Origin of the sequence: Tumebacillus permanentifrigoris (genome assembly GCF_003148565.1) — a bacterium.
Taxonomy (GTDB): Bacteria; Bacillota; Bacilli; order Tumebacillales; family Tumebacillaceae; genus Tumebacillus; species Tumebacillus permanentifrigoris.
This window is the reverse complement of sequence record NZ_QGGL01000001.1, coordinates 323,162-342,794: the sequence shown is the minus strand read 5'-3', so window position 1 is coordinate 342,794 and position 19,633 is coordinate 323,162. Positions and strand designations below refer to the sequence as shown.

The following is a 19,633-nucleotide window of genomic DNA, read 5'->3' as shown; positions in this document are numbered from 1 at the left end:
AGCAACATACTTACAGTTTCAAGAGGGGGATCTTGCACATGTTGTCACTATTGAGAATTCCATCGGGGGATGCGATGATGGTCGGTCGCTTGTTCCACGCAACCGGAGCGGGGACACACCCGACGCTGTTGCTGCTCCACGGCTTTCCCGGCGTGCAACAAAACCACGACATCGCTTTTGCCCTGCAACGCGCGGGTTGGAACGTGTTGCTGATCAACTACCGGGGCGCGTGGGGAAGTCACGGGACGTTTTCCTTCGTGCATGCGCTGGAGGATGTCCAAGCAGCGCTCGCCTATCTGCGTCGCGACGATGTGACTCGCGAACACAACCTCGACCTGTCCACGCTCGTTCTCGTCGGGCACAGCATGGGTGGATTCCTCGCCTGCATGACCGCGGCCGACGATGAAGCGGTGACCGCGGTGGCGTCGATCTCCGGCTTTAACTTCGGGTTGGTGGCCGAGATCATCGGTGACCAGACCGAAGCGGTGGCGGAGTTGAATGAGATGTTTGGGGAGGCGGCGTTTTTCCTCAACGGGGCAGACGGCGACGTGCTGACCGCGCAAGCCAGAGCACACAGCATCGCATGGAACTTGTTGAAAAAAGCCCCGGCACTCGCTGCGCGACCGGTGCTGCTGCTCGGGGCTGACCGCGATCAAGTCGGCCCGGTCACGATCCATCACGACTCGCTGGTCGAAGCGTTTCAAAAGTCGGGAGCCAAGCGTCTGGAGCACCGCACGGTCGACACCGACCACAACTGGGTGACCGCCCGCGAGGAACTGGCCGTGATGCTACAGGAGTGGCTGGCAGCGATTAGGACTAAAACGCACCGAAGGGCGACTTTAGGAAGGAAGTCCACCGTTGACCCACACCCAGAGACTTCATGAGACGAATGTGCTTCTTCCGGGAAATTGACCGATTGGCGCGGGAGTTGCAGGAGTTAACCCAAGTGTTGTGAAAAAGAGACTTTACCGTCTGTGACGGTAAAGTCTCTTTTTGCCGGAACAGGTGGCGGATCAAAGGGAAATCAAATGTTCGCTCGCTATACTGTGTACAGAAGGCACGATACATTGGAGGGAGCGAGATTCATGGGAGCGAAGAAAGCAGACAAACTGGCAGCGCTGTGCTCGGCAGCGATTGGTGTGATCTACGTGACGGGGTACTTCGTGACCGATCCGGCCTTGGCAGCGTTGGCGACTCAGGACCGACCGGCCGCAGTAGCTCCGACCGATCCAAACGGTCAGAACCTGACCCCAGATCAGAACCTGAACCCGAACCAAACTCGCAAGCACGGCAATCGTGGTCAGAACTTCGGCGGGCAGATCCCGGAGCAAGGCCAATGGCAAGACGGCGCCGAATGGCCGGGTGCGGATTCAAACACCACCACGCCGAACCAAACCCCAAAACAACCCAGCACGAGCCAAGGGCAGACCACCAGCCCCGCAGCTCTGAGCGGCACATACAAGGACGGAACTTACACCGGCAGCGGCACCAACCGCATCGGAACGGTCGAAGTTGCCGTCACGATCGCCAGCGGCAAAATTACAGCGGTGGAAATTACCAACTGTAACACACACTATCCGCAGAGCCGGATCGACAAACTCCCGGCGCAGATCTTGAAAAACCAAAGCGACCAAGTCAACAACGTCAGCGGTGCCACGATGAGCACCACCGACTTCCGCACCGCCGTTCGCCAAGCCTTGCAACAGGCGCAGGCGTAACTTTTTTTCCAACAACAAGTAGACGGGAGGACATGAGATGTCAGCGTTCAGACCCAAGCCTACGTATTCCCGCACAGCCCTGCACATGGACACGGTCGTCTCCCTGCATGTCGTGTCCTCCCGTTCAGAGGACGATGTGCAGGCGCGTATCCGGCGAGCGTTCGAGGCATTCCTAGCCGTCGAGCGGGTGTGCAGCCGCTTCGATGCGGAGAGTGAACTTCGGCGCTTGTGTACACACGTCGGGGAGGCGGTACAGGTGAGTCCGCTTTTGTTTGAAGCGACCCGAATTGCGTGGGAGATGGCGGAGTTGACAGACGGCGTGTTCGACCCGACGGTCGGGCACCGCATGGCAGCCCACGGCTTCAACATCAACTACCTCACCGGGGAAAAAGCGCTCCCGCCCGCTCAAGCGACCGCGAGCGCAACCGTGACCTACCGCGACCTCATCCTCGACGAACAGCACCGCACGGTCACGCTGCAAAAACCGCTCCAACTCGATCTTGGAGCGGTTGCCAAGGGGATGGCGGTCGATCTCGCGGCACGCGAACTGCGCGAGTTCGAAGGATTTCTCATCAACGCCGGGGGCGACATCTACGCCGGAGGTCTCAACGACCATGACGAACCGTGGGTCATCGGCATCCAACACCCGACCCAGCCTGATCAGACGATCACCACCCTGCGGATCTCAGACGCAGCGGTTTGCACATCAGGTAGTTACGAGCGGGTCAGCCCAGAACAGACCGGGATTCACCATCTGCTCGACCCGCGCACGGGCCGCTCTCCGTCGCAACTCGTGAGCTGTACGGTCGTCGCACCTCAGGCGATGTTGGCAGATGCTTTCTCGACGGCGGCATTTCTCTTGGGTCCGGAAAAAGGGCAAGAACTCGTAGCAGAGGCCGGGTTGACAGGCGTCTATGTGACACCTGACCTCAAGGTCTATCAGGGAGAGGAGGAACCATCATGAACGCAGAGTCCATAATCATTGAAGGAGTAGCGACTGAAGTTGCCTCCACGACCGAAGTTTCAACAGCAGAATCGGTACGCCGTGGCGCGTCGTACTGGGCCACACCCAAGGCATTTGTGATGCTCGTCCTGCTGGCGCTGGTCGCCATCGGGCTTGGTTTTACACACAACACCTCGGGGTTGATCAACGCGGGAGCTGCAGTTGCATCCGGTGTGCTGATCGATCTGATCTTTGGCGCGATTCAAAAGCGCAAACGCGCATTTCCAGACGGAGCGCTCCTGACGGGGCTGATCGTCACGATGGTCCTGAGTGCCACCACACCGTGGTACATGGCGGCCGGAGCGACCGCCGTCGGCGTGCTCGCGAAACATTTGTTAAAGGTGAAAAAGAAACCGATCCTCAATCCGGCAGCCGTCGGCCTCCTGTTGGCCTTGTTGTTGCTGCAAACCGACCAAGATTGGTGGGGTGGCATGTCGGAGATGCCCGCTTGGTGTACAGGGTTCCTCGTCGTCGGCGGGTTGATGGTGACGCGCCGTGTACACAAGTACGCATCGGTGCTGACCTTCCTCGGCGTGTATGTGCTCAGTTTCCTCGGACTGGCATTGGCGGGCATCCACAGTGATCTGGCGGCGGATGCGTTGCGCTTGCCGTTCATCAACTCGGCGCTGTTCCTGTCCTTCCTCATGCTGACCGACCCGCCGACCTCGCCTGCCAAAGGAAAAGACCAAGTGCTGTTCGGCCTGATTGCGGCGGTCGTCAGCATCGGGATCTACCTGATCTGGGGCGGTCTGAGCTATCTGCTGATCGGCTTGCTGGTTGCAAACCTCTGGAACGCATGGAGGCTGGTGAGACGATGACGATGCGCGTGTTGGTGGTGGAGGATGACCGCGCGCTACGCAAAGCGGTCGTGAACATCCTGCAGGACGAAGACTATCTGACCGAAGAGGCGGAGGCGGGCGACGAAGGACTGTTGCTCGCGGAAACCCATACTTACGACCTGCTCGTGCTGGACATCATGCTTCCCGGCATGGACGGTCTGTCGCTGATCAAGCGCTTGCGGACAAAAGGGGTCAAGACCCCGGCGCTGTTTCTCACGGCGAAGGACAGCGTCGATGCCCGCGTGCGAGGTCTGGATGCCGGAGCGGACGATTACCTCGTCAAACCGTTTGCCGTCGAAGAACTGCTGGCGCGCATCCGGGCACTGTTGCGGCGCGATGGGAAGTTGGCACCAGAGGGAGAGCTGTCCTACGGACCGATCTCCTTTTTGCCTAAGGAACATGATGGGTGTGTGCAAGGGACGGCGTTGAAACTGACGAGCACCGAATACGAGCTGTTGCAATACTTGGTGCAGAACCGCGAACAGATCCTCAGTCGCAGTCAGATCTTCGACCGCATCTGGGGCTTGGACTCGGAGGCGAACGATTCGATCGTCGACCTCTACATCCACTACCTGCGCAAAAAACTGACCCCGTTTGGCTGCGAGCAGATGATTCGCACCGTGCGAGGCATCGGCTATATGCTCAAGGAGGTCTAAGGCGCATGTTTAAAAAAACCAAGCTGCGCCTGGTTGTGCTCAACACGATTGTGTTTTTCCTGCTCCTCAATGGGTTTGGGGCCACGCTGTACCTCTATACGAAGGAACGCTTGTACAGCCAGATGGATGTGATGTTGCAGGAGCAAGCCCAACACTTCCTACATGAGAAAAACGGAGACCGTCGCCCGCCCGGTGGTGAGCGTGAAGCGGAGCGGCGCGTCGTGTATGTGTTTTGGGACGAGCAAGGCCAGATGCAACTGCAAGTGCCGGAGGGGGCGCTTTTCGCAGAGGACATGGAGAAGTTGCGACCCGAAGGCAAAGCTGAGCAGAAGCGAACGGTCTCGATCGGCGGGAACGACTACCGCGTGTACGATCTGCCGGTCAATGTCGCGATCCGCGGTGCGGCGAAACAGACGCGCACCATGTCGGTGCTGGCGAGCTCGCAACCGACCCAAGAGATGTTGCACAGCCTGTTCTGGGTGATCCTCGTCGGCGGGTCGATCTCGTCGCTGCTGGCGCTCGGGGTCGGGATCTACCTCGCCACCAAAGCCTTGCGCCCGATTCAACAGGCGTGGAACAAGCAGCAAGAGTTCGTCGCCGATGCCTCTCATGAATTGCGCACGCCGTTGACGGTGATGAAGACTTCGCTGGAGCGGCTGTTCCGTCACCCTGACCACACCGTGCTGCAGGAGGGCGAGAGCATCTCGGACGCGATTGATGAGACGAATCGGATGAGCAAGTTGGTTTCGCAGTTGCTGACGCTGGCGAGGTCCGACTCGAACGAAGTGGAGATTCTGCGTCAACCGATGCAACTCGATGCACTGGTCGAGCGCACGGCAGAACGGTTCCGGGAGCTGGCGATGCTCAAGGAGATTCAGATCGAGTCGCAGGTGGAGAGCTCGCTCGAGGTGAATGGGGATCAGGAGCGGCTGCAGCAGTTGTTGGTGATCCTGCTGGACAATGCCTTGAAGTACACCGAGGACGGGGGCCGCGTGACGGTGTCGTGCCGACGGGTGTCCCACGCGGTGCAACTCGAAGTCGCGGATACGGGGATCGGCATCGCTGCGGAGGACTTGCCCCGCGTGTTTGACCGCTTTTTCCGTGGAGACAAGATGCGGGCGCGGACACATCCCGGCACGGGGTTGGGCCTCTCGATCGCCCAATGGATCGTCGAGGCACACGGCGGCAAGATCCGGGTCGAGAGTGAAGGGGGCAAGGGGACGAGAGTCGTTGTAAGGCTTCCGAGTAAGTGAGTTCTGCTCCGACCTGCCCGCCACCAACTGTGGAGGGTGGGTTTTCTCTGTTTTCCGGGCGGGATACCTGTGATATAATGAAGCCAAATTCTGAGCAGAAAAGGAACGATGCCCGATGGCGAAAATTTATGTGATCCATGAAAACAGCGAGTGGACGGTGCATCTGACCCGCCGTCTCGAAGAACTGGGCCTCCCCTATGAAGAATGGCACCTCGACCAAGGGACCGTCGATTTGAACCAAGCACCGCCAGTAGGTGTTTTTTATAGCCGGATGAGTGCGTCGGCGCATACGCGCGACCACCGTTTTGCACCGGAATTCACATCCAACGTGCTCGCGTGGTTGGAAGCGCATGGGCGCCAAGTCTTCAACGGCACCCGTGCGCTGGAGTTGGAAGTCAGCAAGGTCAAGCAATACCTCGCGCTGAACGCCCAAGGTGTGCGCACGCCGAAGACGACAGCCGCGATCGGCAAGCAGCACATCGTGGAGGCGGCGCGTCCGTTTGCAGGGCAGCCGTTTATCACGAAGCACAACCGGGCGGGCAAGGGTCTGGGCGTGCAACTGTTCCAGACCCTTGAAGGGCTGGAAAGCTACCTGAACTCCCCGGAGTTCGAGGAGCCGGTCGATGGCATCACGCTGATTCAGGAGTACATCCAAGCGCCAGAGCCGTACATCACCCGCTGTGAGTTCGTCGGTGGCAAGTTCGTGTATGCGGTGCGCGTGGATACGTCTGGCGGTTTCGAGCTCTGCCCGGCGGATGCCTGCAACATCGGGGACCTGTTCTGCCCGGTGGGCGAGCAAGTCGAGGAGAAACCGAAGTTCCAGATCGTCGAGGGCTTCGACGACCCGATCCTGCGTCAGTACGAGCAAGTGCTGGCGGTGAACAACATCCAAGTCGCGGGCATCGAATTCATTCGCAACGCGGACGGCGAGATCTTCACCTACGACATCAATACCAACACCAACTACAATTCGGATGCGGAGGCAGCCGCTGGCAAGTTCGGGATGTTGGAAGTCGCGAAGTTCCTCGGCGCGGAGTTGGCGAAAGTACACGTACACGCGTAACAATCGATCTAGCAAAAAGCCAATGGAGCCGCACCCGGCCCATTGGCTTTTTTTTACTTCGCAAATGCGGAGTTCAGTGCCGCCGCGCAATCGGACAGCGCGACGTACGCTTTTTCCAAGAAGGCGGACATGCCGAGGAATCCGTGAATCATCCCCTCATAGCGGGTGAGCGTGACGGGTACGCCCGCTTGTTCCAGCCGCTGTGCGTAGGCTTCGGCCTCATCGCGCAAGGGATCGCACTCGGCGGTCAGGAGGAAGGCAGGTGGGAGACCTGTCAGGTCTGCACGCAGATACGGCGAAACCAGCGGGTTGGTGAACTCCTCTGGGGTGTGGGTGTAATGCTCACCGAAGTAGCGCAGTTGGCCTTGAGTCAGGTAGTAGCCCGTTGCGTATTGTTGAGACGATTCGTTGTCGCGGGACATGAGGGTGGAGGGGTAGGCGAGAAGTTGCAGGCAGGGGCGGAAATCGCCGGAGTCGTGGGCGAGGTGGGTAATCACGGTGGCGAGGTTGCCGCCCGCACTGTCACCGCCGATGGCGATGCGCGTCGGGTCGAGGGACAGGTCGTGCGCGTTGTTAAACACCCAACGGGTTGCGGCATAGGCATCATGAAGGCCGGTCGGAAACTTGTGTTCTGGAGCGAGCCGGTAGTTGACGGCGATCACGACGCAGGGGGTCAGGTTGGTCAGCGCCCGACAGATGTCGTCGTGGGATTCCAGACCTCCGAGCACAAACCCACCCCCATGCAAAAAGACGAGCGCTGGATGCGGGCCATCGCCCTCAGGTGTATAGATGCGGATCTGAATCTCCCCATCGGGCACCGGAATCGTGCGGTCCTCCACGCGGTGTACCGGTTCGGGCGGGACGAGCTTGCCCACCGCTTGCCGAGCGCGCAGGAAGCGAGTGGTCAGCGCTTTGCGTGCCGCCGGGGGACGCAGGGTTTCCATTTCGGGCAGTTTGCTTTTGGCGAGCAGGTCCAAAAGTGTGCGGACTTGCGGGTCGAGGGTCATGAATGCGAGCCTCCTTTCGTCAATTTTCTATTTACTAGTATAGCAGAGACGCGGGGGAACGCATGTAGGGATTTGGTGTTGGGCTTGGGACTCCTGCAGGTGTCCTGTTGCAAGAAAAACTGGTATGATGTTGCTGACAAAAGGAGGTCGGACATCATGAGACAATACCTCGAACTCTGCCAACACATCCTCACACACGGCACCACCAAAACAGACCGCACCGGAACCGGCACGATCTCGGTGTTTGGCTACCAGATGCGCTTCAACCTCGCGGAGGGTTTTCCGCTGGTCACGACCAAGAAAGTCCACCTGAAGTCGATCCTCCACGAACTGCTCTGGTTCTTGAAGGGCGACACCAACATCGCCTACCTCAAGGAACACGGCGTTTCGATCTGGGATGAGTGGGCCGATGACAGCGGCGACCTCGGGCCGGTCTACGGCAAGCAGTGGGTGCGCTGGGAGACCCCAGAGGGCAAGGTGATCAACCAGATTCAAAACATCGTTGACGAGATCAAGCGCAACCCAGACTCCCGCCGCCTCGTCGTCAGTGCTTGGAACGCGGGCGAACTCGACCAGATGGCGCTGCAACCGTGCCACACGATGTTTCAGTTCTACGTGCTCGACGGCAAACTGTCCTGCCAACTCTACCAACGCTCGGGCGACGTATTTCTCGGCGTCCCGTTCAATATCGCGTCCTATGCGCTGCTCACGATGATGGTCGCCCAAGTCTGTGGCCTCGAATTGGGCGATTTCGTCCACACGCTCGGGGATGCCCACATCTACCTGAACCACCTCGAACAGGTCAAGCTGCAACTTTCCCGCACACCACGCCCGTTGCCACAGATGAAGATCAACCCGGATGTGCAGGATATCTTCCAGTTCTCCTACGACGATTTCGAGTTGGTCGGCTACGACCCACACCCGGCGATCCGTGGGGCGGTGTCCGTATGATCTCGATGATCGTGGCGATGGATGAAAATCGGGTGATCGGTCTGGACAACGACATGCCGTGGAAACGCAACCTCCCCGCTGACCTCCAACATTTCAAGCGCACCACGATGGGTCACACCGTCGTCATGGGTCGCAAAACGTTCGAATCGATCGGTCGCCCCCTGCCTGGACGCCGCAATGTCGTGCTGACTCGGCAGACAGACTGGCATGCGGCGGGAGTCGACGTCATCCACTCGCTGGATGAGATTGACGATGAAGTGATGATCATCGGCGGGGCGGAATTGTTTCGTGAAATGTTGTCTCGCGCCGAACGACTGTATATCACGGTGATCCATCACCGCTTTGATGGCGATACGTTTTTCCCAGAGATCGATCGCGCGGATTGGCAACTCGTCCACGAACAACCGGGCACCGTCGATGACCAAAACCAGTACCCGCACACCTTCACCACCTACGTTCTGAAAAAATAAAACGGAGCCCACCTGCGGCTCCGTTTTTTTCTACGCAGATATGGCAAAACCGTTACCAAGAGGTGAGTTGCGATGAACGCAGAACTGGACGCGCACTCCACGCTGGGCGTGCTGACCGAGACGGAGATTCGCGAAGGGCTGACCAGCGGCGATGTGGTGATCTGGCCGTTTGAAGAACACAAACTGACCCCCGCTGGCTACGACCTGACCCCGTCGGAATGGGTCTATTCGCTGAACGCTCGCCTGCTGGTTCCGGTGCAGCACGAAGGCGGGGAGAAGTACTGCTGGATCGAGCCGCAGGACACGGTGCTCCTGCTCACCCGCGAGGCTGTGCGCATCCCGCGCTACATCGCGGGGACGTTGCTGTCCAAGACGAGCATCACCGGACTCGGATTCAGCACCACGACGATGTCGCTCGACTCTGATTGGCAAGGCCCGCTGGTGCTGTCCTTGCACAATCCGACCGCACATCGGCTGAAGTTTCCACTGGCAACGCTAGGGGAGGAGGGGGCAGTGGTGGAGCATACGTTGGTTTCGTTGCGCCTCGATCTGATTCGCTCGTTTATGGGGATGCCCTCTGTGCGGCAGGTCGCACGCTTGCAGCAACTGGACGTGGTGCTGAGACCATTTCCCCGGAAATTAAATGGCTTTCGTAAAAAACAAGCCGCACTCAACGCCTGTCTGCGCGAGATCGCCGCAATCGATTTCCAAGCGGGACAACCGGAGGCGGGATTCGACGCGGAGGTCTTCAAACGCCATTATGAAGAGTCTTGGAAAAAAATCCGTTTCCACACGGAGCAAGCCCGCAAACTGTCAGACCAAATACACGCCCAACGCCGCTTGCTCACAGGACTCAGGCAGACAGCCTTCGGGGTGTGCATGGTTGCCTTTCTCTCGTATCTAGGCTATCAAGCGGTGATGTTCGGGGACTATACGTTCCTGACGTTTGGGTTGCTGCTGCTCGGCATCCTGACTTTTTGGCGAAAATAAAAAGAGGACCCGCCCTCCGCTTGGGAGGACGGGTCCTTTTTGCTACCTCTGAAAAGCACCCTCGGAGTGGATGACTTGTCCGGTGATCCACTGGGCTTCGTCGCTGGCGAGAAACGCGATCAGTCGGGCCGCATCCTCGGGTTTGCCGATCCGTCCGAAGGGGAAACGGGGAAGCAATTCGCGTTCCAGATTCGCGTCCATCCAGCCGGTGTCGGTCGGGCCCGGGTTGACCGCGTTGATCGTGATCCCGCGTGCGGCCAGCACTGGGGCGAGCGTTGTAGTTAGCGTCTCCACAGTTCCCTTCGTCAAGGCGTAGGCGATCTCGTCTTGCATAGCACCGAGCGACTGCCCGGATGTCAGCGAGATCACCCGCCCACCACTTTCTCCACGGAACCGGCGGGCAAATTCTGTGGTCAGCATCGTCGTCGCCCGCACGTTGATCGCATAGTGACGGTCGAGGAGATCCGCATCGAGCGCATCCAGCCCGTCATTCGCGGAGTAGCACGCGTTGTTGACGAGAATCGAGGGGGAGCCGAGCGCAACGGCGGCGCTCATGACCTCGAGATAGGCGGTCGACTGTGACAGATCGACTTCGAGACGCTCGCAGCGCACACCGAGCGCTTGCAATTCTTGTTGGAGCGCCAGAGGCTCTAGAGTTCGGGCTTCCGCTGCGGACAACTGGTCATACGCGCTCCAATACACCATCAAAATGTCTGCACCCTCTGCGGCGAGCGCACGACAGGTCGCGGCCCCGATGCCGATCCGGCGGGAGGCACCGGTGACGATCGCGAGACGACCTTGGAGTTTTCTCTGCGTCATGAGCTGACCTCCTGCTCCGTCTGCACGTTGGACTGGCGCAGATACGCGACAAATGCATCCTTCACATAGTAGTAATCATCCACATGCAGAAGCTTTGCACCTGCAAGCGAGGGGTAGTACAGCGTCTCGACATGTGCCAAATGCTCGCCACCGCCGACGGTGTACCAACGATCGTGCTCCAAAGGTTCACCGTTGACGCGGACATTCGTGATCGCCCCCTCCTGCTCATCCCAAGTCAGACCGTCAAAGAAGATGCGCCCGACGGGCACGCCGCTTTTCGGTCGGATGCCGTTGCCAAACTTGATGCGGGCGTAGTACGCCGGGTCGTTGCGTTCATACAAGAGGCCGAGCAGTTGCTGGCCTTGGAACTCGATCTTGGAGACGTTGACCAAGCTCTGCAAGTTGCGCAACACATCGCCAACCGTGACAGGTCCCGCCGGGAACCCCTCGACCGCGACGGCGCCAAACATCATCCCCAACTCCACACCGTAGAATTCGCGCATCGTCGTCGCCAGCTCTTGAATCAAGCGGTCATGTGACAGGGGAGCTTCGAGCGTGGTGAGGACTTCGGACATTTTTTTTTCAACGTGCGCAACAGCAAGCTGGTAGATCGCCGCAAGTTCAGCGTCTGGTGCTTCGTCCGCTTCAACGGGTAGCAGTTGGCCTGTAGCGGTCACGATTTTCTGCCCCGCAGGTGCATCGAGATCGAGTTCTAGATGCAATTCGCCCAGCAGTCGAGCATATGCGCCCGCTTGGACGATCCACACGCCCGATTCGAGCTGCGGCTCATGCAACGCGTCATGCGTATGTGCGCCGACGATCACATCGACGAGTCCGGTCCACTGCGGGGCGAGAGCAAGGTCTTGATTCAACCCTGCGTGAGAGAGCACGACGATCAGATCAGCTCCTGCGGCGCGGAGGTTGGTGGCAATCTCGCGAACGGTGGTGACGGTGTCGGTATTTTGCAACCCGACGAATTCTTCATAGGTCGTGCCTACTTGGTCCGTGATGCCGACGAATCCGACCTGCACCCCGCCCGCGTCGAGCAGCAGGGACTCCCGCATCCCGCCGATCAACGACCCGTCCTGTTCGCGCAGGTTCGCCAGCAACCACGGCACCTGTGAACTCAGGCTCAATTCCCGCACACGCTCCAGCGAAAAGCGCATCAGTTCGTTGTTGCCAACGCCTGCTGCGTCATACGCGAGCGCCGCGTGTAGGTCGAGATTCAACTGGCCATCGGTCGCCATGCATTCCAATACGGACATGTCCACATGATCTCCGCCATCGACCAACAGCACCGGAACACCCTCGGCGCGAAGTTCTGCCCTCCGGCGGCGGATCAAACTTCCCAAGCGCAACTCCTGCTCGAAGGAAGAGTGACTGTCATTGGTATGTAAAAACGTTAGTCGTTGTTGTTTCATCTAGATGAATCGCCTCCAAAGGGATAGTCCTATCTACTTCGACAATTTCAAATTATTTCCTACTAGGTACAGGAGGTCGGTTTTTTGCTGTTCTCAGGGAAATTTTACTAACCCTGTGATAAAATAAATATTATTCATCTAGTTGAAAGTAGGTGGCGTGATGAGCAGGAGAAAATGGGTACATCACCCCGGCCCGCGCGTGACATATGGCGAGCGCGACCTCTCGCAGCTCGGTCCGGACGCACTGGTCACGATCACGCGCTCGGAGCAGTTGGGGATGTTTCGCTTGCTGGTGGCGGCGGTGGTCAATCAGTTCATCATGAGTCAGATGGTCAAGCGCGACGACGTGCTGTTCGCAGAGATCGCCTCCGATCTGAAATCGAGCTGGGCGCAGACGATGACCGTCTGGAAAAACGGCCGCGAGATGACCGACTTCCGCAACTCCGGGGCGCATGCGAAGGCGATCAAGTTTTTCCATTGGGTGTTCTATGGAGGGCGCGTGCAATCCTATGTGCTCTCCTACCAAGCCAAGGGACAGATCCCCACCGTCGAGGAGGCCGCCCAGATCGTCATGCAGTACGGTCGCTACGCAGACGGTGGCGACATCCAACGCCCCGCGAGAAATCCTCATGCTTCCTGAGCCGCACCTGCACGAAAAAAGCAACGAGCCCGCACAGGATGCGGCTCGTTGCTTTTTTGCTCACTGCTTTTTCTCCTTGTAGATAAAAATCTCGACACGGCGGTTGGCCGAGCGATTCTCTTCGCTGTTGTTGGGCACGGCCGGACGAAACTCCCCGTATCCGACGGCGCTGAACAGCGACGGATCTAACTTTTGATTGTCCAATAGAATTTTCAAAAAATTGACGGCGCGTTTGGCGCTCAGATCCCAGTTCGAATCGTAGGCCGAGCTGTGAATCGGGCGATCGTCGGTGTGACCGGATACCACCACTTGGCGCGGGAACAGCGAGAGGACGGTTGCCATCTGGCGGATCATCGCTTTTTTCTCCTCGTGTATGTCAGCACTGCCCGACTTGAAAAACGTCACGTCGGGAATCACGATGCGCAAGCCATCCGGGAGCAAGTCGGTGATGATCTCGTCTTGGAGACCGTTCTCCTGTAGGTACTTGTCGATTTTTTTCTTGAGTTCCTTGAAGTTTTCTTGCTCGGTTTGGTTGGGTTGCTCGTTGGGCGTTTGGACTTGCTCATTCTGTTCTTGCTCGTCGCTGGAAGGGTTTTTTTTGGAATCGCTTTTGGGATCGATCGTTTCGACCGGTGCGGAGTGGTCTAACACGCCTGTACCGCCATGAAACGCTTCATTGAACGCTTTGCCCATCGCTTCAAACTTTTTGGCGTCCATCGTGCTCTGGGCAAACAGCACGATGAAGAGGGCTAGGAGCAACGTCAGCAAGTCCGCGTAGGGAATCAACCACGATTCGTCCATGTGCTCTTCGTGCTCATCGTGATGTTTCTTTTTTCTGCTCATCGCTTAGACACCCGCCTCCGGGGTTTCTTCCAGACCGTTTCGGTCTTGCTCTTCCAAGTAGATCGCCAATTTCTCGGTCAGGAATTTCGGGTTTTGCCCCGATTGGATCGACAGGATGCCTTCGAGGATCATCGTCTTCATCTCCGCTTCCCGCTTCGTGCGGCGTTTCAATTTGTTGGCAAAGGGGTGGAAGATGACGTAGCCAAAGAAAATCCCAAACAAAGTTGCAATAAAAGCGGCGGAGATCGAATGTCCGAGCTTCTCAATGTCGCTCATGTTCCCAAGCGCTGCGACCAAGCCGATGACCGCACCGAGTACGCCGAGCGTCGGGGAATACGTACCTGCTTGGCTAAAAATCAATGCGCCGACAGCATGGCGTTCCTTCATCGCGGCAATATCGTCTTCGAGCATCGCTTGAATGTCTTCGGCTTGAATGCCATCGACGACCATGCCCATTCCTTTTTTTAGGAAGCGATCATCTACGGTTTCAATCTCGCCTTCGAGGGTCAGGATGCCTTCACGACGTGCCAGCATCGCCCACTTGGTGAGGATTATGATCGTTGCTTTTTTGTCCTGCATGTCTTGTCCCTTGAAGATCAGGCGGAGCAACTTCGGGACTTTCTTGAGCTCCTTCATCGGGAACGCGAGGCAGACAGCAGCTGTCGTACCTCCGAGGATGATCAACAACGCGGCTGGATTTAACAGAGCAGCCGGACTAGCGCCTTTTAGAAACATCCCACCGAGGATCGAAACGAGTGCGAGGCCTAGCCCAATAAGCGTTGACAATTCCAAAAGTGTTCACCTCTTCGAATTAATAGGAAGATATCTGGTTTCCAAGTATCTGATCATAGATGTTCATAGGTCATTATCCCATCTCATTTAATGATGTTCAATGACAATAACTTCCATGTAAACGATTTCTGGTATGCGTTTAATCAAGAGTGTATGATTTCGTGGTAAGGCTTGTTATGCGAATGAACAAGGATCAAATTTTGGAGGGTGGGGGACATTATGGAGGACAAAAAGGAGGTGCGCAGATGGATCAAGTGGTGTTGGCGCGGTCGTTGTTCGGGACGACGATGGCATTTCATATCATCTTCGCAACGATTGGGGTAGGCTTGCCGTTGATGATCTTGATCGTGGAGATTCTCTATCAGTTCACTGGTGACAGCGACTATGCGCTGATGGCGAAGCGCTGGACGCGTGGGTTTGCCGTGTTGCTAGGTGTGGCGATCCCCTCGGGGACGATTGCCGGGGTGCAACTGTCGCTGCTCTGGCCGGAGTTTATGAAGGTCGTCGGCAAGGTGATCGCGTTGCCTTTTCAGATTGAAATCTTTGCTTTCTTATTGGAAGCGTTGTTCATGTCGATCTATGTGTACGCGGCAGATCGCCTGTCGCGAGGCATGCGCATCATCAGCGTGGCCCTCGTCGCATTTGGCGCGGTGATGTCCGCAATTCTGATCACCAACGTGCATGCGTTTGAAGGCACGCCGACCGGGTTTCGGCTGGTGAATGGCGAGATCGTGGATGTACACCCGTGGCAGGCGTTTTTCAACCCGAGCTTTGCCGTGTCGGCCGGGCATGTTACGGTCTCGGCGTACATGACGGGTGCGTTTGTCGTCGCCTCGATGGCGGCCTTCAAGATGCTCAAGCGCGGGCTGGTGGAAAAAGAGTACGTGTTCCACCGCAAGGCCCTGCTCTGCGGCCTCGTCGTCGGCGGGCTGTTCTCCGTGCTGACAGCGGTCAATGGACATGCGTCCGCCCAGCACTTGTACCGTGAGCAACCGGAGAAATTGGCGGCGGCAGAAGGGTTATTTGAAACGCAAAGATATGCGCCGCTCGCGATTGGCGGGGTTACCGACCGCGAGACGCATGAGGTGAAGTATGCGCTGGAGATTCCGTGGGCGCTGAGTTTTTTGGCAGACAATCGGTTTGACACGGAGGTCAAGGGGCTGAACGAGTGGCCGGAGGAGGATTGGCCACCGCTGTTCGTACATACGCTGTTCAATCTGATGGTGGGATTTGGATTTCTGCTGCTCGCGATGTCGATCGTCGGCTTTACGTGGCGCCGGTTGCTCAAGCGGGACTCCTTCCCACGCTGGATGATCTGGGGGTTTCTGTTCTCCGGGCCATTCTCGATGCTGGCGATTGAATTCGGGTGGATCTTCTCCTGCACAGGGCGGCAACCGTGGATTTTGTACCACATGATGCGCACGGCGGAAGCGGCGACGCGCACGGGGAATTTGGGGATGCTGTTCCTCCTGTTCACGGGTGTCTACCTGTTGCTCGCGGTGGCGACGATTGTGGTGTTGCGCGCGTACTTCAAGCGCCATCCGTTGGGCGACGATCTGGTCGGAGGCGATCTGATCGGGGGGGAGGAGGCCGACCTGCATGTCTGATCAATTGATTGCGGTCAGTCTGCTCTGGCTGTTCGTGTTCGTCTACGCGATTGCGGCGTCGGTGGATTTCGGGGCGGGGTTCTGGGCGTTGGTCTACCTCTATCGCAAGGAGAACAACATGACGACGATCGCCAATCGCTACCTCTCCCCCTCGTGGGAAGTGACGAACGTGTTTATCGTCTTGATCGTCGTCGGGATGGTCAGCTTCTTCCCCGGTGCGACGGCTGCGCTGGGGACGGTGTTGCTCTTGCCCGTCTCGATTGCGCTGTTGCTGCTCGCGGTGCGCAGTGCGTTTCTGGTGTATTCACATGCCGCCGAGAGCAAGTACCGTCGAGCGCTGATCATCATCTCGGGCGCGACGGGGGTGTTTTTGCCGCTCTTGTTAATTCTCGTGCTGCCGATTACGTATGGCGGTGTGATCGGGGTCAGCGAGGGGACGGAGCACTTGTTGTGGGGCGAATTGCTGACGAGTCCGAGCACCTATGCCTACCTCGCGTTTGCCGGGCTGTCCACGCTGTTTCTGTCCTCGCTGTTGCTGGCGGATTACTCGCACGTCTCGGAGGACTGGCGGGCCTATCGCGAGTACCGCAAGGACGCGATCCTGATCGGGCCGTTTGCCTTGATCGCGGCGATCCTGATCCTCGTGACGATGCAAGAAGATGCGCCGTGGATGTATGAGAATCTGCTGGCACACAAGGGCTGGATTCTCGCCTCGGGGGTGTTCTACTTTCTCGGCTACCTCGTGCTGTTCGCTCCGAAAAAAGCGGGCGCACCCTCGCCGGGTCGCCCGCGTCTCGCCGTGATCGCGACGGTTTTGCAATACTTGCTCGCCGCCACGGGGTACGGAGCGGCACACTTGCCGTACATCGTGTATCCCACGGTGACGATTGAGTCTGGGTTTACGGATGAGACGACGTTCCATGCATTGTTCGCCTCCTACATCGTCGGGTTCGCCGTGCTGACCCCAGGGTTCTGGCTGTTCTGGCGGATGTTCATGCGGGACAAAAAGTACCTGCGGCAGAAGTGAAGAAAAAGGCTCGTTGCGCAGTCGCGCAGCGGGCCTTTTTTACCTCCCTTCGTTTGAATCTTGCAAAAATTGGTATGCCCGAGTATGCTGGGAAGAACAGAGTTGGAGGTGTTTCGGAGATGACCGAACGAAGGATGCCGCTGTTGACAGCGGAGTTGGCCGATCGCATCGAGCAATCAGATTGTGATGTGATGCGCGAGCGGATGGTGGCGATTCGCCAGCATGAAGGCAACCCCTATGGGGTGGAGATTCGGCAGTTTGGGCGGGCGACTGCCTTGCTGGCGCGCAACTTCCCGGTGATCGATTTCAACCGCGTGTATGGAATCGGCCCGGAGGAGATCGGATTGTTGGACGAGATTGTGGAGTTTTACGCGCAGGGCGGGCGGGACTTCATGATCGATGTCGTGCCACAGCGCACGACTCCCGAGTTGTTGCAGGCGTTACAGGAACGCGGGTTTCAACAGTCCGGGTTCCACACCGCGCTCTATGGCGTTCCTGACCTGAGTCGCGTGTCCGCAGTCGCGGGTTTGGACGTGCGGCTTTTGCAGGAGCAGGATGTCGACTTATATGGAAGCATTTTTACCAGCGCGCTCGAAATTCCGGCGGACATTCCCGAGCGCCGGGAGAGCAATTTGCTTTTGCTGGGCGACCCGCAGTGGCATCTCTACCTCTGCTGGCAAGGTGAGATCCCGGTGGGGTTTGCGATGATGCAGATCGTGGACGGTGTTGCCGGATTCGCCCTCGCCGCGACCTTGCCGGAGTATCGAGGGCAAGGGGTGCAGACCGCCCTGCTTCACCAACGAATGGTGGACGCAGAGCAAGCGGGAGCCCGCCTGATCGTCGCCCAGTGTGAATTCGCCAGCGTGTCGCAGCGCAATCTGCAACGAGCAGGCTTTCAAGTCGCCTACACCAAGGCGACGTGGAAACGACCGGAGGCCTAACCTGCGGCTCGTCAACTCAACTTTGCAGGGTTGAAAGTCGAACAACCTGCAAACACTCCCTGTAAGGGGGTGAGTGCATGAACAACAATCTGGCCCAACTCAGCGACGAACAAACCCGTCGCATCGACCAATTGGAAGCGGAACTCGGCGTGGTCTTGATCGCCTACGATGGCTACAAACAAGAGAACGAGCAAGGGGAACCCCGCGCCTAACGCCACACCTAACGCCGCACATGAAAAATGCCTCTGTCCGTTTCCACGGGCAGAGGCATTTTTTGAACAGGCGCACGGCCTTGTGGTGCAGCCCAACAGTCAGCTCCGGGATTTGCGACGGACCATGACTTTGTGCAAGCGTTCCGGCGAGAGCAGCTCCTCGGGGGTGTTGCTGAGTGGTTTGATCACAAACAGGGCCAGCACGGCGGCGACCGCACAGACGCCGCTGATCGTGAAAAACAACACGCGGTGCGAGATCGCTTCTAGAATCGAGACCACAGGTGGCCCCGCAGATACGCCGATGAAGCGCATCGAACTGTACAGCGAGGAGATCGTGCCGCGCTCTTGCTTGGAGATGCCTTCGGTGATGAACGTGTCAAGGCAGGGCAGGCACAGCCCGATCCCGATCCCACCGACGAACAGCGCCGCCAGCAGATAGTAGATGTTCGTAAACATCGCCGCGAAGGAGATCGCGACGGTCACGAGCAAGCATCCGCCAAAGGAGATCCATTTCATCAGCATCTTGTTGCTCCCGATCGACTTGCCTGTGGCGTAGGAGGCGATGCAGAGGGCGAGCAGCGGGATCGCGAGGATCAGTCCCTTGATCACACCTTCTAGCCCGTAGCGGTCCTCCAACAGCGACGAGAGGTAAAAAAGCGAGCCAAACACCACAAACATCGCGATCCCACCCACCGCGAAGATCGCGTACAGCCACCGCCCTTTTTGAGCAAAAATGTTGCGGATCGAGCGGATGAACAGCGAGAACGGTTGTTTTTTCTGATCCTGCTTGCTGGGCGTCTTCACGAAGAACAGCACCATCAGGAGCGAGATCATGCAGAACACCGGGATCGTCAGAAAGGGCAGATACCACACGACCATCGCCAGCGCTGCCCCGACGATCGGACTGAGGACTTTGCCGAACGTGTTGGCCGTCTCGATGAGGCCAAGCCCTGTGCTGACATCCTCGTCGCTGTTGAACATATCCCCGACCAGCGGCATGACGATGGGAGCAGCGCCGGCAGCGCCGATGCCTTGGAACAGCCGACCGACGAGGATCAGCCAGTAGGAGTTCGTCAGCCACCACGCGGCGAGGCCGGAGATCAGTCCGCCGATCGCCGCGATGATCAGGGCGGGGATGATGACTTTTTTCCGGCCGTATTGATCAGAGAGGTAGCCTGCGAGCGGGATGAAGAGGATGGCTACGATGGAGTAGACGGTGATGATCATGCTGACTTGAAACGACGTGACGCCGAGCGTTTTTTTGATCGTCGGCAGCGTCGGAATCAGCATGGAATTGCCGAGCGTCATGATCAGCGGGATCGAGGCCACAGAGGCGAGATCCCAGTTCTTTTTTTCTGCGTCCATTTTGCGCGTCACCTCA

General features: G+C 58.0%; 21 protein-coding genes. 15 read left to right on the top strand and 6 right to left on the bottom strand.

Annotation, left to right across the window (positions count from 1 at the left end; all coding sequences use genetic code 11):
• Positions 1-38 precede the first annotated feature (38 nt).
• The 7 genes from C7459_RS01540 to C7459_RS01510 all read left to right on the top strand — a co-directional run bounded on the left by C7459_RS01540 (position 39) and on the right by C7459_RS01510 (position 6,532).
• Positions 39-884, top strand: a complete 846-nt coding sequence (locus C7459_RS01540) for an alpha/beta hydrolase family protein (protein WP_109685560.1) — start codon at positions 39-41, stop codon at positions 882-884.
• A gap of 201 nt (positions 885-1,085) precedes the next feature.
• Entirely contained in the window at positions 1,086-1,718 is a 633-nt protein-coding gene (locus C7459_RS01535) for an FMN-binding protein (RefSeq protein ID WP_109685558.1), read from the top strand.
• A 37-nt stretch (positions 1,719-1,755) separates the two neighbouring features.
• On the top strand, positions 1,756-2,682 hold the full coding sequence (locus C7459_RS01530; protein ID WP_109685556.1) for an FAD:protein FMN transferase: 927 nt from the start codon (positions 1,756-1,758) through the stop codon (positions 2,680-2,682).
• Positions 2,679-3,539, top strand: coding sequence for an RnfABCDGE type electron transport complex subunit D (locus C7459_RS01525; RefSeq protein ID WP_109685554.1), 861 nt, complete (start codon positions 2,679-2,681; stop codon positions 3,537-3,539). Before C7459_RS01530 ends, C7459_RS01525 begins: the two co-directional genes overlap by 4 nt.
• A 2-nt stretch (positions 3,540-3,541) precedes the next feature.
• Positions 3,542-4,216 carry a response regulator transcription factor gene (locus tag C7459_RS01520; RefSeq protein ID WP_109685906.1) on the top strand — a complete coding sequence of 225 codons (675 nt, stop codon included), beginning with the start codon at positions 3,542-3,544 and terminating at the stop codon, positions 4,214-4,216.
• Positions 4,217-4,221: 5 nt separating this feature from the next.
• Positions 4,222-5,469 (top strand): sensor histidine kinase, encoded by a 1,248-nt coding sequence (locus C7459_RS01515; RefSeq protein ID WP_109685552.1) that lies wholly within the window; start codon positions 4,222-4,224, stop codon positions 5,467-5,469.
• A 115-nt stretch (positions 5,470-5,584) separates the two neighbouring features.
• Positions 5,585-6,532 carry an ATP-grasp domain-containing protein gene (locus tag C7459_RS01510; protein WP_109685550.1) on the top strand — a complete coding sequence of 316 codons (948 nt, stop codon included), beginning with the start codon at positions 5,585-5,587 and terminating at the stop codon, positions 6,530-6,532.
• Between the two features lie 53 nt (positions 6,533-6,585).
• Here C7459_RS01510 and C7459_RS01505 read toward each other — a convergent pair whose 3' ends face one another.
• A complete protein-coding gene (locus C7459_RS01505; RefSeq protein ID WP_109685548.1) occupies positions 6,586-7,539 on the bottom strand; it encodes an alpha/beta hydrolase in 954 nt (317 codons plus the stop codon).
• 156 nt (positions 7,540-7,695) lie between these two features.
• On the opposite strand from C7459_RS01505, the gene C7459_RS01500 reads away from it, so the two are divergent.
• The 3 genes from C7459_RS01500 to C7459_RS01490 all read left to right on the top strand — a co-directional run bounded on the left by C7459_RS01500 (position 7,696) and on the right by C7459_RS01490 (position 9,950).
• Positions 7,696-8,490 carry a thymidylate synthase gene (locus C7459_RS01500; RefSeq protein WP_109685547.1) on the top strand — a complete coding sequence of 265 codons (795 nt, stop codon included), beginning with the start codon at positions 7,696-7,698 and terminating at the stop codon, positions 8,488-8,490.
• Positions 8,487-8,960 carry a dihydrofolate reductase gene (locus tag C7459_RS01495; RefSeq protein ID WP_109685545.1) on the top strand — a complete coding sequence of 158 codons (474 nt, stop codon included), beginning with the start codon at positions 8,487-8,489 and terminating at the stop codon, positions 8,958-8,960. Before C7459_RS01500 ends, C7459_RS01495 begins: the two co-directional genes overlap by 4 nt.
• Before the next feature lie 72 nt (positions 8,961-9,032).
• Entirely contained in the window at positions 9,033-9,950 is a 918-nt protein-coding gene (locus C7459_RS01490) for a dCTP deaminase domain-containing protein (RefSeq protein ID WP_109685543.1), read from the top strand.
• A gap of 42 nt (positions 9,951-9,992) precedes the next feature.
• Here the strand turns inward: C7459_RS01490 and C7459_RS01485 are convergent, their stop codons facing one another.
• Both C7459_RS01485 and C7459_RS01480 read right to left on the bottom strand, forming a co-directional pair.
• The gene (locus tag C7459_RS01485) at positions 9,993-10,769 is read right to left on the bottom strand and encodes an SDR family oxidoreductase (protein WP_109685541.1); all 777 of its coding nucleotides are present in this window, start codon (positions 10,767-10,769) and stop codon (positions 9,993-9,995) included.
• Positions 10,766-12,190, bottom strand: coding sequence for a bifunctional metallophosphatase/5'-nucleotidase (locus tag C7459_RS01480; RefSeq protein WP_109685539.1), 1,425 nt, complete (start codon positions 12,188-12,190; stop codon positions 10,766-10,768). Before C7459_RS01480 ends, C7459_RS01485 begins: the two co-directional genes overlap by 4 nt.
• A 160-nt stretch (positions 12,191-12,350) precedes the next feature.
• Between C7459_RS01480 and C7459_RS01475 the strand changes: the two genes are divergently transcribed.
• A complete protein-coding gene (locus C7459_RS01475; RefSeq protein ID WP_109685537.1) occupies positions 12,351-12,830 on the top strand; it encodes a DUF3291 domain-containing protein in 480 nt (159 codons plus the stop codon).
• 60 nt (positions 12,831-12,890) lie between these two features.
• Here C7459_RS01475 and motB read toward each other — a convergent pair whose 3' ends face one another.
• Both motB and motA read right to left on the bottom strand, forming a co-directional pair.
• Positions 12,891-13,673 (bottom strand): flagellar motor protein MotB, encoded by a 783-nt coding sequence (motB, locus tag C7459_RS01470; protein ID WP_109685535.1) that lies wholly within the window; start codon positions 13,671-13,673, stop codon positions 12,891-12,893.
• A 3-nt stretch (positions 13,674-13,676) separates the two neighbouring features.
• Positions 13,677-14,465: a flagellar motor stator protein MotA gene (motA, locus tag C7459_RS01465; protein WP_109685533.1), complete on the bottom strand. Its 789-nt coding sequence runs from the start codon at positions 14,463-14,465 to the stop codon at positions 13,677-13,679.
• Positions 14,466-14,710: 245 nt separating this feature from the next.
• Here motA and C7459_RS01460 point away from each other — a divergent pair, with 245 nt between their 5' ends.
• The 4 genes from C7459_RS01460 to C7459_RS23925 all read left to right on the top strand — a co-directional run bounded on the left by C7459_RS01460 (position 14,711) and on the right by C7459_RS23925 (position 18,252).
• Positions 14,711-16,072, top strand: a complete 1,362-nt coding sequence (locus tag C7459_RS01460; protein WP_109685531.1) for a cytochrome ubiquinol oxidase subunit I — start codon at positions 14,711-14,713, stop codon at positions 16,070-16,072.
• Positions 16,065-17,099, top strand: a complete 1,035-nt coding sequence (locus C7459_RS01455) for a cytochrome d ubiquinol oxidase subunit II (RefSeq protein ID WP_109685529.1) — start codon at positions 16,065-16,067, stop codon at positions 17,097-17,099. Before C7459_RS01460 ends, C7459_RS01455 begins: the two co-directional genes overlap by 8 nt.
• A gap of 119 nt (positions 17,100-17,218) precedes the next feature.
• A complete protein-coding gene (locus tag C7459_RS01450) occupies positions 17,219-18,040 on the top strand; it encodes a GNAT family N-acetyltransferase (protein WP_170119200.1) in 822 nt (273 codons plus the stop codon).
• Positions 18,041-18,117: 77 nt separating this feature from the next.
• The gene (locus C7459_RS23925) at positions 18,118-18,252 is read left to right on the top strand and encodes a hypothetical protein (RefSeq protein WP_281272715.1); all 135 of its coding nucleotides are present in this window, start codon (positions 18,118-18,120) and stop codon (positions 18,250-18,252) included.
• 99 nt (positions 18,253-18,351) lie between these two features.
• On the opposite strand, the gene bcbE is transcribed toward C7459_RS23925, so the two are convergent.
• Entirely contained in the window at positions 18,352-19,617 is a 1,266-nt protein-coding gene (bcbE, locus tag C7459_RS01445) for a bacillibactin exporter BcbE (protein ID WP_109685525.1), read from the bottom strand.
• Between the last annotated feature and the right edge of the window lie 16 nt (positions 19,618-19,633).

Excerpts from the sequence above, each read along its gene's own strand:
- C7459_RS01540 (WP_109685560.1), top strand. The coding sequence starts at position 39 with ATGTTGTCACTATTGAGAATTCCATCGGGGGATGCGATGATGGTCGGT.
- C7459_RS01535 (WP_109685558.1), top strand. The coding sequence starts at position 1,086 with ATGGGAGCGAAGAAAGCAGACAAACTGGCAGCGCTGTGCTCGGCAGCG.
- C7459_RS01530 (WP_109685556.1), top strand. The coding sequence starts at position 1,756 with ATGTCAGCGTTCAGACCCAAGCCTACGTATTCCCGCACAGCCCTGCAC.
- C7459_RS01525 (WP_109685554.1), top strand. The coding sequence starts at position 2,679 with ATGAACGCAGAGTCCATAATCATTGAAGGAGTAGCGACTGAAGTTGCC.
- C7459_RS01520 (WP_109685906.1), top strand. The coding sequence starts at position 3,542 with ATGCGCGTGTTGGTGGTGGAGGATGACCGCGCGCTACGCAAAGCGGTC.
- C7459_RS01515 (WP_109685552.1), top strand. The coding sequence starts at position 4,222 with ATGTTTAAAAAAACCAAGCTGCGCCTGGTTGTGCTCAACACGATTGTG.
- C7459_RS01510 (WP_109685550.1), top strand. The coding sequence starts at position 5,585 with ATGGCGAAAATTTATGTGATCCATGAAAACAGCGAGTGGACGGTGCAT.
- C7459_RS01505 (WP_109685548.1), bottom strand. The coding sequence starts at position 7,539 with ATGACCCTCGACCCGCAAGTCCGCACACTTTTGGACCTGCTCGCCAAA.
- C7459_RS01500 (WP_109685547.1), top strand. The coding sequence starts at position 7,696 with ATGAGACAATACCTCGAACTCTGCCAACACATCCTCACACACGGCACC.
- C7459_RS01495 (WP_109685545.1), top strand. The coding sequence starts at position 8,487 with ATGATCTCGATGATCGTGGCGATGGATGAAAATCGGGTGATCGGTCTG.
- C7459_RS01490 (WP_109685543.1), top strand. The coding sequence starts at position 9,033 with ATGAACGCAGAACTGGACGCGCACTCCACGCTGGGCGTGCTGACCGAG.
- C7459_RS01485 (WP_109685541.1), bottom strand. The coding sequence starts at position 10,769 with ATGACGCAGAGAAAACTCCAAGGTCGTCTCGCGATCGTCACCGGTGCC.
- C7459_RS01480 (WP_109685539.1), bottom strand. The coding sequence starts at position 12,190 with ATGAAACAACAACGACTAACGTTTTTACATACCAATGACAGTCACTCT.
- C7459_RS01475 (WP_109685537.1), top strand. The coding sequence starts at position 12,351 with ATGAGCAGGAGAAAATGGGTACATCACCCCGGCCCGCGCGTGACATAT.
- motB (WP_109685535.1), bottom strand. The coding sequence starts at position 13,673 with ATGAGCAGAAAAAAGAAACATCACGATGAGCACGAAGAGCACATGGAC.
- C7459_RS01460 (WP_109685531.1), top strand. The coding sequence starts at position 14,711 with ATGGATCAAGTGGTGTTGGCGCGGTCGTTGTTCGGGACGACGATGGCA.
- C7459_RS01455 (WP_109685529.1), top strand. The coding sequence starts at position 16,065 with ATGTCTGATCAATTGATTGCGGTCAGTCTGCTCTGGCTGTTCGTGTTC.
- C7459_RS01450 (WP_170119200.1), top strand. The coding sequence starts at position 17,219 with ATGACCGAACGAAGGATGCCGCTGTTGACAGCGGAGTTGGCCGATCGC.
- C7459_RS23925 (WP_281272715.1), top strand. The coding sequence starts at position 18,118 with ATGAACAACAATCTGGCCCAACTCAGCGACGAACAAACCCGTCGCATC.
- bcbE (WP_109685525.1), bottom strand. The coding sequence starts at position 19,617 with ATGGACGCAGAAAAAAAGAACTGGGATCTCGCCTCTGTGGCCTCGATC.